This is a genomic window from Longimicrobium sp. (assembly GCA_036377595.1).
Lineage (GTDB): Bacteria > Gemmatimonadota > Gemmatimonadetes > Longimicrobiales > Longimicrobiaceae > Longimicrobium.
The window spans coordinates 46,272-61,379 of the sequence record DASUYB010000014.1 but is presented as its reverse complement, the minus strand read 5'-3'; the positions used below and the strand labels follow the sequence as shown (position 1 = coordinate 61,379).

The window sequence follows — 15,108 nt, the reverse complement described above, 5'->3', positions numbered from 1 at the left end:
AGTCTCGCCCGTTCGTCACTGGGCACTGGGCACTCGGCACCGGGCACCGTCACGCAGTGACTTCCTCGCGCACCCAGTCGTAGCCGCGCTCCTCCAGCTCCAGCGCCAGCTCGGCGCCGCCGGAGCGGATGATGCGGCCGTCCACCATCACGTGCACCACGTCGGGCGTGATGTAGTTCAGCATGCGCTGGTAGTGGGTGATCAGCAGCACGGCCATATCGGGCCGTTCCGCCTTGATCTTGTTGATCCCCGCGGTTACGATCTTCAGGGCGTCGATGTCCAGCCCGCTGTCGGTCTCGTCCATCACGGCCAGGACCGGCTCGAGCATGGCCAGCTGCAGGATCTCGTTGCGCTTCTTCTCGCCGCCGCTGAAGCCCTCGTTCACCGAGCGGAGCGCGAACGCGGGGTCCATGTCCAGCATCTCCATGCGCGCCTCGAGCTCCTCCTGGAAGTCGAACACGTCCACTTCCTCGCCGCGCTTGGCCGAGAGCGCCGTGCGCATGAAGTTGGCGACGGACACGCCCGGGATCTCCACCGGGTACTGGAAGGCCAGGAAGATGCCGGCGCGGGCGCGCTCGTCGGGCTCCATGTCCAGCACGCTCTCGCCGCGGAACAGGACCTCGCCGTCGGTCACCTCGTAGGCCGGGTGCCCCGACACCACCTTGCTGAGCGTGCTCTTGCCCGAGCCGTTGGGGCCCATGATGGCGTGGATCTCGCCGGCGTTCAGCTCCAGGTCCACCCCCTTCAGGATCTCCGTGCCGTCCTCGGCGATCTCGGCGTGCAGGTTGGTGATCTTGAGCAGCGGTTCGGCCATCGGTTCTCTTCTCCTCGGGATATCCCGGCGCGCGGCCGGTCTTCCGTCCTGATTGATCGTTGGTTGCGGATCCGGAGACCGCTGATACCCCCCAGTGTGGGGGACGTGCGGCTTCTCAAGAATGATTCTCCGTATCAACCGGCAACCTAGGCCGCGCGGCCGCGTACGTCAAGCGTGAAGTCCCTCTCCGCGCGAGACTTTCCGCGGTCGCAAGATTCACACGCGCGGGGATGTACGCGCGGAACGGCAAGTGCGGAGAAACAGAAAGTGCGGAAGCGCGCGAGTGTGGTAGTGCGTGGCACTCGCGCCGGCCGATCGGACTCGCGCCGGACCAACGCACTCCTGCACCGGCGCACTCACGCACCGTCTCATTGGGCAGCTGGCACCGAGCACTGGGCACTAGTCACTTGACCGACCCGATCCCCCTCCCCGACCGGCCCCGCACCGTCCTCGTCATGGGCGGCGGCGGGATGAAGGGCGTGGCCCACATCGGCGTGTGGAAGGCGCTCGAGGAGGCCGGCGTGCGCGTGGACGCCGTGATCGGCACCAGCATCGGCGCGCTGATCGGGTGCTCGCTGGCCGGCGGGCTGGGGTGGCGCGAGCTGGCGAAGATCGCGCGGGGGCTGACCAAGGACGACATCGTCTCCATCAACCGCCGCGCCGTGCTCTTCGGCGGCGTGCGCGAGGAGGCGGTGTTCGACGGCGAGCACTACCGCGCCTGGATCGCCCGCAATCTCCCCCTCAAGACCTTCCGCGACGCGCGCTTCCCCGTGCGCGTCAACTGCGTGTCGCTGGTGACGGGGAAGGAGCGCTGGTTCGGCACGGGTGTCGACGAGGAGACGCCGCCGATCGACGCCATCTACGGCAGCTGCGCCATCCCCATCTACTTTCCCCCGCTGAAGCTGGACGGCGACGTGCTGGTGGACGGCGGGGTGATGGACGTGCTGCCCATCCGCCACGCCGCGGAGTGGGCCACCGAGCGGATCATCGCGGTGGACGTGGGCGCGGAGATCGTGCCCCCGGCCGAGGGCTTCTTCGACCGCGGGATGATCGCCATCCACGACCGCGTGCTGACGCTGAACCTGGAGCAGCAGCGCCGCGTGGCCGCCGAGCGCCCGTGGGAGGGCCCGCCGATGCTGGTGATCCGCCCCCGCATCGGCCACCTGGGTGGGTGGGACTTCGACCGCACGCAGTTCTTCCTGGAGGAAGGCTACCGCGCCGCCCGCGAAGCGCTGCGCGGCGCGGCCGAGGCGGCGTAGGCCGGTCGAGATCGGCGGGTTGAAGCCCGCCGCTGGAACTTCAGGAAGTCCGCCTTCGCGGACTGCGCGAGAGGCGGGTTCACCCTCCTACCCGATCTCCCTTCGACGATGAGATGCTTCGCTTGCGCGCGGCTGGCCTGGGTGGCGGCCGCGCTCGTGTACGCGCCCGCCGCGGCGCAGCAGACGCCGCGGCAGCTCTCCGCGCCGTCCAGCTTCCGGCTGCTGCCGCGGACGGAGGAGTGCTCGTTCGGCTATGCTACGACGGGCGTGCGCTACACCGTGGTGGGCGCGGCGGCGGTCGAGTCGCCCGAGTGGCCGCACCTGCTGCTGGAGGAGAAGACGAGCATCCAGCGGTGCGAGAGCCAGGAAGGCCCCGCCGAGGCGGAGGTCAGCGTGGTCGCCCGGCCCGCGGCGCACCCCGAGGCGCGGCCGCTCTGGATCGTCCGCCGGCGCGGCGAGGACGGCGCGCTGGTGGACAGCTTTCCCGGGTACGCGCTCTACCGCATTACCGAGTACGGCTGCTGCGGGTCCGAGAACGTCGACGCGTACTACTCGCTGTTGAACGGCCGCGCGCTCTTCACCGCCGATCACCCGCTGCTGCTGGTGGACGTGAAGCCGTTCGGCACCGGCTTCGTGGCGGTGCACGACGCCAACGCCGCCGAGTCGCCCGGCGCCCAGGACGACCGCACGCTGGTGGCGGTGGTGGCGTTCGGCGCGCCGGGCGGCGCCATCCAGCGCGCCGCCGTCCGCAACCCGTCGAACGACGTCTATCTCAAGCGGCTGGAGCTGGTGGCGCGCAACGCCGCGGGGCACGTAAAAACCGCGCAGATGCTGAACGAAGGCAGCGAGATCGACGCGCGCTGGACCGTCTCCATCTCCATGGAATGGGGGGAGATGTCGAGCGATGCCACGGCCGGCACCGTCACCATCCCCATCGAGAACGGCAGGATGGTGATCGAGCGCGCCCGCGCCGCATCCCCCTTCCGCGTCGTGGCGATGCCGGCGCGCTGAGGGACGAAGCCGGCGTAAGAAACGCCGGCCGCCGATCCGTTTCATCTACGACCGGGCGAATCCGGCCTCTGGAGCTGGTCGCGCGCGACACCGCGGGACGTATCGTACGCGAACGGATGCTGGACGGTGGGATCCCCGTCGACGACCGCGGGGGCGTGTCGATCCACGTGGAATGGGCGCCGGATTCGCACGATGGGGTGGACGGAGAGGTCACCATCCCCATCGAGAGCGGACGGATGGTGGTGGAGCGCGCCCGAGCCACATCTCCCTTCACCATCGTGGCGATGCCGGCGCGCTGAATGTGCCCGGTCGATTCAAAAGAAACGGAGCCGCGGAGGAATCTCTCCTCCGCGTCTCCGCGTCTCCGCGTGAGAATCTCGCCGTGAGAATCTCGCCTCAGCTGCCGGCCGCGCGGAGCTGCTCGACCTGCGCGCGGACGCGGCCGGCCATGTCGGCGTCGCTCCGCGGGGCGCGGGCCAGGTAGGCGTTGAACGCCTCGATCGCCGCGTCCTTCCTGTTCGCGCGGGCGTTGGCATTCCCGAGCGCGAGCCAGGCGTCGGCCCAGTCGGGCGCCACCCGGACGAGGTGCGACAGCTGCTCGATGGCCGCGTCGTACTGGCGGGCGGAATAGAGCGCCTTGCCGTATTCGCTCAGCAGGATCGGGTTGTCGGGCCCGGCCAGCTCGATGGCGGTCCGGTACTCGGGGAGCGCGTCCGCCGGGTGGCCGGCCGACACCAGCGCCAGGGCCAGGCCGCGGTGCGCGTACCACTGCGACGCATCTTCCACCACCGCCTGCGCGAACGCCTCGCGCGCCTGGTCCTGCCGGTTCTGCACGAGATGGAGCAGCCCCAGGCTGTACAGCAGCATCTCCTTGCTCTCGTACACGCGCGCCACGCGGCGCTCGTCGCGGCGGCGGAGCGCGGCGAGCACGGAATCGAGCTCCACCCGCGCCTCGTCGTAGCGCCGCAGGTGCGTGAGCGACATCGCCAGCGCGTGGCGCGCGCGGAAATCGCCCGGCGAGCGGCGGACGTGCGCGGACAGGTCGCGCGCGGCCGCGTCGATCTCGCCGCGCGCGTACTCCAGGAACGCGCGGGTGAACGAATCGTTCCCCCACTCGCCCGGCAGCTGGTCGTACGCCAGCGCGATCAGCCCGCGGTGCACGAACGGGTTGCGCACCACCGACTCGAAGTAGAGCGAGTCCGCCCGCATCACCCCCGGCTCGCGCAGCACGCGCTGGTTGTCGTTCAGGTACTCCTCGAAGCGCCGCACGTCGCGCATGTGGAAGGCCACGTAGCGCCCGTACAGCGGCTCCGCGCGCGAGGGATCGAGCCGCGCGGCCCACGCGAACATCTCGTCGGCGTCACGCGCGTCCTCCTTCAGCAGCTCCACGCCGCGGTCGAAGTACGCGTTCCAGTCGTTGGGATCGGCCCCCGCCTTGAGCGCCGGGCGCGTGGGGATCTGGGCGGATGCCGCGGACGCGGCGAGGAGCACCGCGAGGGCGCCCGTAAACAAATTGCGCATGGAAGATGTACCGCGGTGGGTCGATGGAAGTGATGGATGCCGAAGGGGATCGGGATACGCGCTATTGCTTCGGGGCTGCCTTCGAGGGCGGCTGCGCGGCGGGCGGAGGGGGCGCGGGCGCGGGTGCCGCGGGCGGCGCGGGTGCGGTGGTGACGGCCGGGGCGACGGTGCCCTCGGGGTCGACGGCGGCGAACATCTGCGTGTACAGGATCATCAGCCGTTGCGCGCTTTCCGGCTGGCTGCGCGAGAGCAGGGTGATGATCTCGTCGCGCTGCGACAGGATGCCGGTGAGCGCCTGCCGCCTGCGCGCGTCGGGCACCTGGCCGACGGTGGCCTGCATGTCCGTGAAGTAGCGCGCCATCAGCTGGCGCGAGCGCTCGTAGTTGCTGCGCAGCGCCTCGGAGAGCGCCGCGCCCAGCCGCCCCTGCTGCCGCGCCAGCCGCACCTCCAGCTGCGCCGCCGCCAAGTCACGCTGCGCGTGGCGCTTGCCCGTGTACTGGGGGACGAAGCCCGCCAGGAAGCCGACGACCAGCGCGGCCACGACGATGAGCAGGGTGCGGCGTTCCATGTGGGTGCGGGCGCGGAGCGGACGGGCAACATGCGGGAGATTGGAGTCCTGCCCCGGAAGTCTCCCCGGCGCGGCAGCGATTGTCAAGGAGAGAAGAGTGCTGAGTGCTGAGTCGTTGGGGCGCGGCTCGCGGGATCCATGCGGGTGGTCCCACCTTCCCTGCTGTCCCCTGTCCCCTGTCCCCTGTCCCCTGTCCCCTGTCCCCTGTCCCTGTCCCCTGAACATCCCCTGTCGTCCCTGCGCGCCCGGCGCTTACATTTCCGACCTCCGGCTGTATCTCCCACCAGCACCACCCGGAACGACTGCGATGACGGAGCGGGCGCGCGGACGATGAAGATCGCCTACGTCACGGAAAGCCTCCCGCCCCTCGTGGACGGCGTCTCCCGGACGCTCGCGCAGCTCTTCGGCTTCCTGGAGCGGCAGCCCGACGTCGACTTCCGCGTGTTCTCGCCCTTCGTTCCCGGCCCCGAGATCTCCTGGGCCGACCGGGTGAGGAAGGTGCCGAACGTTCCCGTTCCGCTCCGTCCCGACTACCGGGTGTCGACGCCGATCGGGCACAAGATCAGCGCGCGGATGGACGAGTACGGCCCCGACCTGATCCACGTGGTCAGCCCCACCTTCGTCGCCTTCCGCACCACCAAGTACGGTCTGCGGCGCGGCGTTCCCCTGGTCAGCAGCTTCCACACGCACTTCGTCTCCTACTTCCGCTTCTACCATCTCGGCGCCCTGGAGGGGTTCGGCTGGTACCTGCTGCGCAAGTTCTACGGCCGCTGCGAGGCCGTGTACGTGCCCTCGCACGGGAGCATCCGCGAGCTGGCGGCGCACGGGATCACCAACACCGAGCTGTGGTCGCGGGGGATCGACCTGGCGCGCTACTCCCCCCGCTTCCGCGACCCCGAGCTGCGGGCGCGCGTGGGCGCCGACGACGACACGCCGGTGCTGCTGATGGTCAGCCGGCTGGTGAAGGAGAAGGACCTGGCCGACCTGGTGGACGTCGACCGCATCCTGCGCGCGCGCGGCGCCCGCTACCGCCTGGTGTTCGTGGGCGACGGCCCCATCCGCGGCGACCTCGAGAAGCAGCTCCCCGACGCGTACTTCGCCGGGCACCAGACGGGCGAGGCGCTGTCGCGCTGGTATGCCTCGGGCGACGTCTTCGTCTTCCCCTCGACCACCGAGACCTTCGGGAACGTGATCCTCGAGGCGCAGGCGTCCGGCCTTCCCGCCGTCGTCGTGGACCGCGGCGGTCCGCCCGATCTCGTCGAGCCGGGAGAGACGGGGTGGATCGCGCGCGCCAACGACCCCGCCGACTTCGCGGAGAAGGTGCTGTCGCTGCTGGACGACCCCGAGGCGCGCAGGCGGATGGGGTGCCGCGCGCGGGAGACGGCGGCCGAGCACGACTGGGGCGCCATCAACGGCCGCCTGCTGGAGAGCTACCGCCGCGTGGTCGAGCGCTACCGCCCGCGGGCCGAACGATGAGCGGCCGCCCCGCCCCACCCGGGGACGCGCCGAAGCGGAAGCTCTTCGACCGGCTCTTCCGCAGCGCGCTGGTCCTGGTCCCCCTGGGCGTCGTCGCCAACCTCTGGTGGACCTGGTACGCCACCGACCACTCCGTCTTCGCCCGGCTGGGCACCCTTCCGCGGCAGTACCTTCTCCTCGCGCTTGCGCTCGCCCTCTTCCCCTGGATCACCAACGCCACGCGGATGTGGCTGTGGGGGCGCTTCATGGGCGTTCCCCTCACCTGGCGCGACAACCTGGGCGTGACCCTGGGCGGCGAGCTGGCCTCCTCCGTCGTTCCCACCAGCAGCGGGACGGAGGTGATGCGCTGGGGGATCTTCGTGCAGAAGGGGGTCCCCCAGGCGCGGGCGATCTCGATCGTCACCATCGGCTGGCTGCAGGACTCGCTTTTCTTCGCCCTGGCCATCCCCGCGGCGATCGTCATCTCGCGCGCGTGGGAGCTCCCCATCCTGCGTGCGATCGGGCGCGACGCGCGGGGGAAGGTGGCGCTGATCGCGCTGACCGCCGCGGCGATCCTCTTCGCCCTCTGGCTGCTGTGGAAGGCGGTGCTGATCGGCTCGCTGGGCGAGGCGCCGCGCCGCCGCGGACTGAAGTGGACGGCGCGGATGCGTCGGCGGACGGGGCGGACGCTGGCCGAGGTGCGCGAGGTGCGGGAGATGGTGGTGCGGCGCGGGAAGGCGCTCTTCGTCCTCACGTGGCTCATCACCGGGATCCAGTGGTGCTGCCGCTACTCGGTGGTGACGGCGATGGCGTACTTCCTGGCCCCGCAGGCGCACGTCGATCCCGTGCTCTTCTTCCTCCTGCAGTGGGTGGTGTTCACCGCGCTCAACTTCGTTCCCACGCCGGGGGCGTCGGGCGGGGCGGAGGCGGCGTTCGTGCTGGTCTACTCCGCGCTCCTTCCCGCGGCGGTGATCGGCATCGCCACGGCGGGGTGGCGCTTCCTGACCTTCTATCTCCAGCTCGGGCTGGGCTCCGTCATCTTCACTGGGATGAACGTTGCCGATGCGCGCCGCGCGGTGGTGCGCAGGCGGCGCGAACGGGGCGTGACGGCGCTGTAAATCCCGCCTTTCTAATCACTTACTAACACTTGTTCAGCAGTGAACGACCCTCGACAAACGGGGGTCGCGGGTGTATATTCAAGACCATGAAGACGGCCATCGATCTCAAGAGCGCCGCCGCTCAGTTCGATGCGGCGCAGCAGCCTGCCGGCAGGGGCGTGCTGCGCGGCATCTCGGAGCCGGGGAATCGCATCGCCCTGGCGGAGCTGACCGACGAGCAGCTGTTCCAGCGATATACGCAGGGTGACGGGGACGGCTTCCGCCTGCTGGTGGAGCGGTACCAGCCGCGCATCCAGGGCTTCCTGCGCAAGCGCCTGAACGACGAGGAGCGCGTGGAGGACCTGACGCAGGACACCTTCCTGCGCATCCACCGGGCGCGCGAGAGCTACGACCCGGCGCGGAAGTTCAGCACGTGGATCCACACGATCGCGAACAACCTGCTGAAGAACGAGTTCCGCAACCGCTCGCGCCGGCGCGAGACCACCTTCAGCGAGCTGCGCCCGGAGACGAGCAGCAGCGGCGCGCAGAGCCGGCCGGTGGAGTTCGCGGCCACGGGGCACAACCCCGAGCGCGAGGCGTACCGCCGCGAGCTGCGCGAGGCGATCGACGCGGCCATCGAGCGGATGGACGAGCACCACCGCATCCCGTTCGTGATGCGCGAGGTGGAGGACCGCACCTACGAGGAGATCGCCGAGCAGATCGGCATTCCCGTGGGCACGGTGAAGAGCCGCCTGAACCGCGCGCGCAACTCCTTCCGCATGCTCCTGCCCGTGCCGGTGTGAGCGGACGGCGGGGATAGAAGATTGGCGAGCGGCCCGCTCCGGAGACTTCCGGGGCGGGCCGTTCTGCATCTGCCCAGGATTGACATCGGAACACGAATTAGCCATTTTAGCTAATTCACACGAGGGGCTCGGGGCTTTCTGCAAAGGGACGGGGAACCATGAAGTCTCGCAACGACAATCCAGCCGGGGCAAAGGCGCCCCCGGCCGCTACTCCGCGCAGGAGAAATGCGTCGAGGCCGCCATCCGCCAGGGTCGTCTACATGTCGTCGACCGAGGCGCAGAACGGGTTTGGCCGCGTACTCGAAATCGTCGGCCGCAACGCCACCGTGTTCATCACCCGGCGCAACGCGAACCAGGCGGTCATTCTGTCGGTTGATCGATACGAGGAACTGACAGGGCAAACCCCCTCGGACCTGGACACTCTCACCGCCGAGTTCGACGAAATGGTTGCACAGATGCAGACGCCCGCGGCGAAGGCGGCGATGCGTGCCGCGTTCAGGGCGTCGCCCGACGAGCTGGCCGACGCGGCGGTGTGGGCGGCCGAACGGAAGCCCGCATGAGCAGAGAGGCCGAGGAACGGCCGTCCATCTACGTCGTTGCCGGAACTAATGGTGCCGGCAAGAGCAGTGTGGCCGGCGCATTGTTTCGCAAGCTCGGGACGAACTACTTCAACCCGGACGAGGCCGCGCGCCGCATCCTCGAAACCAACCCCGACACCGACCTCAGCCAGGCGAACAGCGAGGCGTGGCTTCTCGGGAAGAGGCTGCTCGAAAACGCGATCGCGTCGCGGACGGAGTTTGCGTTCGAAACTACGCTCGGAGGCAACACCATCCCGCTGTTGCTCGAGCAGGCAGCCGACGAGGGGATGGCGGTTCAGATCCTGTACGTCGGCCTCGACAGCCCGGAACTTCACATCGCGCGCGTGAAGGCCAGGGTAAAGGCGGGCGGCCACGACATTCCCGAGGGAATGATCCGCGAGCGTTATCGGAAAAGCCGCGAGAACCTGCTCCGGCTGCTCCCGCGCCTTGCGGGGCTTCGCATGTTCGACAACAGCGCCGAGAGCGATCCCAGGACCGGGGGCCGCCCCAAGCCGCGCTTAATCCTCTCGATGTCTGATGGCAAGATCGAGGAAACCTGCGATGTGGCCGACGTGCCTGACTGGGCGAAGCCAATCTTCGTAGCAGCCTTCCGCACGTTCGGAATCTGATCCGCCGCAGTCGCTGTCGCTCTCTCTGCCTACCCTCCCGCCTTCCGCGACACCATCAGCACCAGCGGCCACTTCACCTCGCGCGGGGCGTCGCCCCAGGCGCGGCGGAGGTCGTCGCGGACGAGGGCGATGGGGTCGCTGCCGTGCGCGGCGATGTAGCCGCGGGTGGCGCTCCAGGTGCCCAGGTACCCCGCCACGTCGTCGGCCGTCCACTCCTTGCGCATGAAGAACGGCGGCGCGTCCACCGGCTCGAACGGCAGCTCCACCCCGGCGTAGCCCTGCTCGATCATGGCGCGGTCGGGCGGCCAGTACGGGCCCACGATGTCGCGGTAGAGATGGTCGACCACCGCGTCGATCTCCGGCGTGGTACGGAAGACGGCGTACGCCCACACCGCCAGCACGCCACCCGGCCGCAGCACGCGCTCCGTCTCCGCGAAGAAGCGGGGGATGTCGAACCAGTGCAGCGCCTGCGCGACCGTCACCAGGTCCACGCTCCCCGCCTCGATCCCCGAATCCTCCGCCGGCGCCGTCCGATAGGCGACGCGCGGGTGCGGGAAGGCGCTGCGGATCTGCTTCTCGCTGGCGTCCGTGGCGATCACCTCGCCGAAGTGCTCCGCTAGGGCGATCGCCGCCTGTCCGTTCCCCGTCGCGCAGTCCCACGCGCGGGTGCGCGACGGGGCGATCTCCGCCAGCCAGGCGTACAGCTCGGGGGGATAGTCGGGCCGGAAGCGGGCGTAGGCGTCGGCGTGGCCGGAGAAGTGGTCCTTGAACGCGGGGTCGGCCGGCATGCGGCTCCGGGTCGTTCGTCGTCGGGCGGCGAGTGGGATGGATGCGCCGCAGGTTGCGCCTCCGCCGCCGCCCCCGCAAGATCCACCCTCCCCGAACTGCTGACGGACGATGCACCGAATCCACATCCCCCGCCGAGGCGGCGCGTGACGGCGCCCGACGGCTACGAGGCGCGGCTGCGCGAGAGCTTCGCGCGGCAGGCGGCCATGCGCACCATCGGCGCGGAGATCGCGCACGTGGCGCCGGGCGAGGTGGACCTGCGCATGCCCCACCGCGAGGACCTGACGCAGCAGCACGGCTTCATGCACGCGGGGATCGTGGGCGCGCTGGCGGACAGCGCGTGCGGCTACGCGGCGTACACGCTGATGCCGCCGCACGCGGGCGTGGTCTCCATCGAGTTCAAGCTGAACCTGGTGGCGCCCGCCGCCGGCGAGGCGTTCGTGGCCCGCGCGCGGGTGAAGAAGGCCGGGCGCACCATCACCGTCTGCAACGCCGACGTGTTCGCCCTGCGCGGCGGCGAGGAGCGGCTCGTCGCCACGATGCAGGGCACGTTCATGACGCTCGTCGACCGCCCGGGGATGACGGGATAGGCGGCCGCGGCTCGCCCCGTGCATCGGCGGTCCGCGCGGATGCGCATCCATTCGCCGCGATGCGCGTCCCGGAGTCCGCGAAGGCGGACTTCGGGCCATTGTTGCCGCGATTTCAATCGCCCGTCCAAGCTCGGCGGAGCGCCCCGCCGACCTGACCCACGACGCATGATCCATCGCCCCATCGTCCGAATCGCCGGCGCCGCACCGGTCTCTGCCGCACTCGCCGCCGTGCTGCTCGCGGGGTGCGGCTCCGGCGCGCGGCCGGGGGCGCCGCGGCCCGAGACGCTGATGCAGCCCGGCATCTCGCGGGAGCTGGCCCGCGCGCGCGCCGCCACGCTGGCCGAGGTGCGCTACGACCTGTGGCTGGACCTGACGCAGCGCGACTCCGCGCAGGGGGTCGCGCGGATGGCGCTCACGCGGCGGGCGGGCGCGGGCGACCTGATCGCCGACTTCCGCGGGCCCACGCTGGCCGAGGTGCGCGCCAACGGCGACCCCGTGCGCGACTTCGACTGGCGCAACGGGCACGTCCGCATCCCCGAGCACCACCTGCGCGCCGGGGAGAACGTGGTGGAGATGCGCTTCACCGCGCGCATCGCCCCGGTCGGCGCGGCCATCATCCGCTTCGACGACCGCAGCGACGGGCAGACGTACCTCTACACGCTCCTGGTCCCCTCCGACGCCAATCTCCTCTTCCCCTGCTTCGACCAGCCGGACCTGAAGGCGCGCATCCGCTGGCGATTGAGCGCGCCGCGCGGGTGGACGGTCCTGGCTAATGCGCGCGCCGAGCAGCGCGACACCGCGGCGGCGGGCGTGACGTGGACCTTCGCGCAGACGGAGCCCATCTCCACCTACCTCGCCGCCTTCGCCGCGGGGCCGTTCGCCGCGTGGGAGTCGGCGCCCGCGGGACAGCGCCCGATCACGCTCTACGGCCGCGCGTCGCGCCGGGCGGAGGTGGACGCGGACAGCATCGTGCGCGCGAACCGCGAGGCCGCGCGGTGGCTGGAGAGCTGGTTCGGCGTCCCCTTCCCCTTCAGCAAGCTCGACGCGATGCTGGCGCCCGCCTTTCCCTTCGGCGGGATGGAGCACGTGGGCGAGATCTTCTACAACGAGAACTCGTTCATCTTCCGCGAGCCGCCCACGCTGTCGCAGCGGCTGGGGCGCGACGCCACCATCTACCACGAGGTCAGCCACCAGTGGTTCGGCGACCTCGTCACCATGCGCTGGTTCGACGACCTGTGGCTGAAGGAGGGGTTCGCGACCTACATGGCGGCGCGCATCCAGAACGAGCTGCGCCCCGGGAGCGAGGCGTGGAAGACCTTCTATCTCCGCAACAAGCCCGCGGCGTACGGGACGGACGCGACCAGCGGGACCACGCCCGTCTGGCAGGAGCTGGCGAACCTCGACCTGGCCAAGAGCAATTACGGGCCGATCGTCTACAACAAGGCGCCGTCGGTCATCAAGCAGCTGGCGTTTCTCGCCGGAGACAGCGCCTTCCGCGCGGGGCTGCGGCTGTTCCTGACCCGCCACGCGTACGGGAACGCGACGTGGCAGGACCTGCTGGGGGCGATCCAGGAGACGAGCGGCGTCCCCCTGAAGCAGTTCGGCGAGCAGTACATCCTGCGCGCGGGGATGCCGCGGGTGGACACGCGCGTCGACGCCGAGGGCGGCCGGCTGCGCCGCATCGTCCTCACCCAGCGCCCCGTGCGCCGGCTGCCGGGCGACGGCGGGGGATCGTGGCCGATGAAGGTGCAGGTCCGGCTCGGCTTCCACGACCGCCCCGACGCCGTCCTCCCCGCGTCGTTCACGGGCGACAGCGCGGTGATCGACGCCGTCGCGGGACTCCCGCTCCCCGACTACGTGTGGGCGAACGACGGGGATTACGGCTACGGGCTCTTCATCCCCGACGAGCGCAGCGCGGCCTGGATCGCCGGGCACGTGGGCGAGGTGCGCGACGGGCTGCTGCGCGCGATGCTCTGGGGCGCGCTGTGGGACCTGGTCCGCGAGACGCGGCTCCCGCCTGCGCGCTTCGCCGAGATCGCCCTGCGCGAGCTGCCGCGCGAGCGCGACGAGCAGATCGCCAGCGTGATCCTGAACCGCGGGGTGGGGGCGCTGGAGTGGTACGCCTCGGACGCGGACGCGGCGCGGCTCTTCCCCGCGTGGGAGCGGCTGCTGGCGGCGCGCGCGGGCGACGCATCGCTGGGCTACGGGATGCGCAAGGAGAGCCTGGACGCGCTGGTGGACGGCGCGCGCACGCCCGAGGCGCGGGCCATCCTGCGGGAGTACCTGGCGGGGACGCGGCAGTTCGACGGCGCGGCGGTCCGGCAGCCGACGCGCTGGAGCATCGTGCAGCGCCTGCTGGCGCTGGGCGAGCCGGACGCCCGCGCGCTCTACGACGCCGAGGTGCGGCGCGACTCCACGCCCGAGGCGGGACGGCGCGCGTACGTGGCCCGCGCGGCGACGCCGGATTCCGCGGTGAAGGCCGAGTACTTCCGGCGGTACCTGGACGATCCGACGCTGAACGAGGAGTGGGTGACGGCCAGCCTGGGCGCGTTTCACGACGGCGAGCAGACGCGGCTGACGCTGCCCTTCCTGCGCCCGTCGCTGGAGCGGCTGGAGTGGATCCGCAACAACCGGCGGATCTTCTTCCTGCCGTCGTGGATCAACGCCTTCGTGCGCGGCCAGCGCTCCGCCGAGGCGCTGGCGATCGTGGACCGGCTGCTGGCCGAGCATCCGGAGCTGCCCGTCGACATCCGCCGCAAGGTGCTGCAGGCGCGCGACGAGCTGGAGCGCACCGTCGCCATCCGCCGCGCGGCCGGCGCGGGTACGTGATTGATAACTACGGGCCTCACGCGGAGACGCGGAGGCGCGGAGAACTCAGCGCGCGCTTGTAGCTCTCCGCGAACGAACAGAGTAGACGTCATCCTGAGGCCGGCCACGACGAACCTGCGTCATGCGCTAAACTGTGCAGGCCGAAGGATCTATAGCTGCGGCGTGTACAGAGCAAGCGCTCGTGCACGTCAGCGATAGATCCTTCGGCCTGCGAGCACCGGTGCAACCGCGGCGACGGTGCGGTCGGGCCTCAGGATGACGTCTTTACCAAGCTCAAGTCAGGCTAGATGGCTTCCTATCTCCTGCTCCTCGCCGCCGCGTTCGTGGCGGGGGGAATGAACGCGGTGGCGGGCGGCGGCTCGTTCGTCACCTTCCCGGCGCTGGTGTTCACGGGCGTGCCGTCCATCGTGGCGAACGCGTCGAGCACCTTCGCGCTGATGCCGGGGGCCGCGGCCAGCGCCTGGGGGTTCCGCCGCCATTTCCGCGACTTTCCCGGCGTGTCGTTCCGCGCGCTGTTGGCGGTGAGCCTGGCCGGCGGAATCGCGGGCGCGCTTCTGCTCCTGCTGACCCCGCAGCGCCTGTTCGACGGCGTGATCCCGTGGCTGCTGCTGACGGCCACGCTCGCTTTCGCGTTCGCGCCGAAGCTGACGCCGCTGCTCCAGCGCGCGGTACGCATCGGCCCGCGCACGCTGGTGGCGGTGCAGTTCCTCGTCGCCGTGTACGGCGGCTACTTCGGCGGGGCGATCGGGATCATCATGCTGTCCACGTGGTCGATGTTCGGGCTGACGGACCTGAAGCAGATGAACGCGACCAAGACGATCCTCGCGGCGGCGATGAACTTCGTGGCGGTGGTACTGTTCGTCGGCGCGGGAAAGATCTGGTGGCCGCAGGCGCTGGTGATGCTGGTGGGCGGCGTCGCCGGCGGCTACCTGGGCGCCCACGCCGGCCGCCGGCTGGACCAGAAGCACGTCCGCGTGCTGATCATCGTCATCAGCGTCACCATCACCCTCGTCTTCTTCGTGCGGCGGATGGCGGGAGGATGATGTCGTGACGGGCGGGTAAACCCGCAGCTAAAACATTGGGAAGCCCGCTTCGCGGGCTGCGAGATGGGTTGGGTGTTGTTGAAGCCTCGCGCAGTTTGCGAGGCTTTCCAATGTTCCAGCTGCGG

Annotated in this window: 15 protein-coding genes; 11 read left to right on the top strand and 4 right to left on the bottom strand. The window is 70.4% G+C overall.

From position 1 onward, the window contains the following. Positions 1 to 49: 49 nt before the first annotated feature. A complete protein-coding gene (sufC, locus tag VF092_01945) occupies positions 50 to 814 on the bottom strand; it encodes a Fe-S cluster assembly ATPase SufC (protein ID HEX6746047.1) in 765 nt (254 codons plus the stop codon). Between the two features lie 407 nt (positions 815 to 1,221). Between sufC and VF092_01940 the strand changes: the two genes are divergently transcribed. From VF092_01940 to VF092_01930, 3 genes are all read left to right on the top strand, one after another. Next, positions 1,222 to 2,073 carry a patatin-like phospholipase family protein gene (locus VF092_01940; GenBank protein HEX6746046.1) on the top strand — a complete coding sequence of 284 codons (852 nt, stop codon included), beginning with the start codon at positions 1,222 to 1,224 and terminating at the stop codon, positions 2,071 to 2,073. 108 nt (positions 2,074 to 2,181) lie between these two features. After that, a complete protein-coding gene (locus VF092_01935; GenBank protein HEX6746045.1) occupies positions 2,182 to 3,084 on the top strand; it encodes a hypothetical protein in 903 nt (300 codons plus the stop codon). A gap of 116 nt (positions 3,085 to 3,200) precedes the next feature. Further along, entirely contained in the window at positions 3,201 to 3,383 is a 183-nt protein-coding gene (locus tag VF092_01930) for a hypothetical protein (GenBank protein ID HEX6746044.1), read from the top strand. A gap of 97 nt (positions 3,384 to 3,480) precedes the next feature. On the opposite strand, the gene VF092_01925 is transcribed toward VF092_01930, so the two are convergent. Then, positions 3,481 to 4,605: a tetratricopeptide repeat protein gene (locus VF092_01925; GenBank protein HEX6746043.1), complete on the bottom strand. Its 1,125-nt coding sequence runs from the start codon at positions 4,603 to 4,605 to the stop codon at positions 3,481 to 3,483. A gap of 61 nt (positions 4,606 to 4,666) precedes the next feature. Next, positions 4,667 to 5,173, bottom strand: a complete 507-nt coding sequence (locus VF092_01920; protein HEX6746042.1) for a hypothetical protein — start codon at positions 5,171 to 5,173, stop codon at positions 4,667 to 4,669. Between the two features lie 330 nt (positions 5,174 to 5,503). Here VF092_01920 and VF092_01915 point away from each other — a divergent pair, with 330 nt between their 5' ends. From VF092_01915 to VF092_01895, 5 genes are all read left to right on the top strand, one after another. After that, positions 5,504 to 6,649 carry a glycosyltransferase family 1 protein gene (locus VF092_01915; protein ID HEX6746041.1) on the top strand — a complete coding sequence of 382 codons (1,146 nt, stop codon included), beginning with the start codon at positions 5,504 to 5,506 and terminating at the stop codon, positions 6,647 to 6,649. Next, positions 6,646 to 7,746, top strand: coding sequence for a lysylphosphatidylglycerol synthase transmembrane domain-containing protein (locus VF092_01910; GenBank protein HEX6746040.1), 1,101 nt, complete (start codon positions 6,646 to 6,648; stop codon positions 7,744 to 7,746). Before VF092_01915 ends, VF092_01910 begins: the two co-directional genes overlap by 4 nt. Positions 7,747 to 7,832: 86 nt before the next feature. Continuing rightward, on the top strand, positions 7,833 to 8,528 hold the full coding sequence (locus tag VF092_01905; protein HEX6746039.1) for a sigma-70 family RNA polymerase sigma factor: 696 nt from the start codon (positions 7,833 to 7,835) through the stop codon (positions 8,526 to 8,528). Between the two features lie 260 nt (positions 8,529 to 8,788). Beyond that, positions 8,789 to 9,088, top strand: coding sequence for a type II toxin-antitoxin system Phd/YefM family antitoxin (locus VF092_01900; protein ID HEX6746038.1), 300 nt, complete (start codon positions 8,789 to 8,791; stop codon positions 9,086 to 9,088). Continuing rightward, a complete protein-coding gene (locus VF092_01895) occupies positions 9,085 to 9,735 on the top strand; it encodes a zeta toxin family protein (GenBank protein ID HEX6746037.1) in 651 nt (216 codons plus the stop codon). The genes VF092_01900 and VF092_01895 overlap by 4 nt, the downstream gene beginning before the upstream one ends. Positions 9,736 to 9,764: 29 nt before the next feature. Here VF092_01895 and VF092_01890 read toward each other — a convergent pair whose 3' ends face one another. Continuing rightward, a complete protein-coding gene (locus tag VF092_01890; GenBank protein ID HEX6746036.1) occupies positions 9,765 to 10,523 on the bottom strand; it encodes a class I SAM-dependent methyltransferase in 759 nt (252 codons plus the stop codon). Between the two features lie 144 nt (positions 10,524 to 10,667). Here VF092_01890 and VF092_01885 point away from each other — a divergent pair, with 144 nt between their 5' ends. The 3 genes from VF092_01885 (at position 10,668) to VF092_01875 (ending at position 14,983) form a co-directional block, all read left to right on the top strand. Then, positions 10,668 to 11,111, top strand: coding sequence for a PaaI family thioesterase (locus tag VF092_01885; protein ID HEX6746035.1), 444 nt, complete (start codon positions 10,668 to 10,670; stop codon positions 11,109 to 11,111). A 165-nt stretch (positions 11,112 to 11,276) separates the two neighbouring features. Beyond that, positions 11,277 to 13,940, top strand: coding sequence for a M1 family aminopeptidase (locus tag VF092_01880; GenBank protein HEX6746034.1), 2,664 nt, complete (start codon positions 11,277 to 11,279; stop codon positions 13,938 to 13,940). Between the two features lie 287 nt (positions 13,941 to 14,227). Next, positions 14,228 to 14,983 (top strand): sulfite exporter TauE/SafE family protein, encoded by a 756-nt coding sequence (locus tag VF092_01875; protein ID HEX6746033.1) that lies wholly within the window; start codon positions 14,228 to 14,230, stop codon positions 14,981 to 14,983. Positions 14,984 to 15,108 lie beyond the last annotated feature (125 nt).

Excerpts from the sequence above, each read along its gene's own strand:
- sufC (HEX6746047.1), bottom strand. The coding sequence starts at position 814 with ATGGCCGAACCGCTGCTCAAGATCACCAACCTGCACGCCGAGATCGCC.
- VF092_01935 (HEX6746045.1), top strand. The coding sequence starts at position 2,182 with ATGAGATGCTTCGCTTGCGCGCGGCTGGCCTGGGTGGCGGCCGCGCTC.
- VF092_01875 (HEX6746033.1), top strand. The coding sequence starts at position 14,228 with ATGGCTTCCTATCTCCTGCTCCTCGCCGCCGCGTTCGTGGCGGGGGGA.
- VF092_01900 (HEX6746038.1), top strand. The coding sequence starts at position 8,789 with ATGTCGTCGACCGAGGCGCAGAACGGGTTTGGCCGCGTACTCGAAATC.
- VF092_01910 (HEX6746040.1), top strand. The coding sequence starts at position 6,646 with ATGAGCGGCCGCCCCGCCCCACCCGGGGACGCGCCGAAGCGGAAGCTC.
- VF092_01925 (HEX6746043.1), bottom strand. The coding sequence starts at position 4,605 with ATGCGCAATTTGTTTACGGGCGCCCTCGCGGTGCTCCTCGCCGCGTCC.
- VF092_01880 (HEX6746034.1), top strand. The coding sequence starts at position 11,277 with ATGATCCATCGCCCCATCGTCCGAATCGCCGGCGCCGCACCGGTCTCT.
- VF092_01920 (HEX6746042.1), bottom strand. The coding sequence starts at position 5,173 with ATGGAACGCCGCACCCTGCTCATCGTCGTGGCCGCGCTGGTCGTCGGC.
- VF092_01890 (HEX6746036.1), bottom strand. The coding sequence starts at position 10,523 with ATGCCGGCCGACCCCGCGTTCAAGGACCACTTCTCCGGCCACGCCGAC.
- VF092_01930 (HEX6746044.1), top strand. The coding sequence starts at position 3,201 with ATGCTGGACGGTGGGATCCCCGTCGACGACCGCGGGGGCGTGTCGATC.
- VF092_01895 (HEX6746037.1), top strand. The coding sequence starts at position 9,085 with ATGAGCAGAGAGGCCGAGGAACGGCCGTCCATCTACGTCGTTGCCGGA.
- VF092_01905 (HEX6746039.1), top strand. The coding sequence starts at position 7,833 with ATGAAGACGGCCATCGATCTCAAGAGCGCCGCCGCTCAGTTCGATGCG.
- VF092_01915 (HEX6746041.1), top strand. The coding sequence starts at position 5,504 with ATGAAGATCGCCTACGTCACGGAAAGCCTCCCGCCCCTCGTGGACGGC.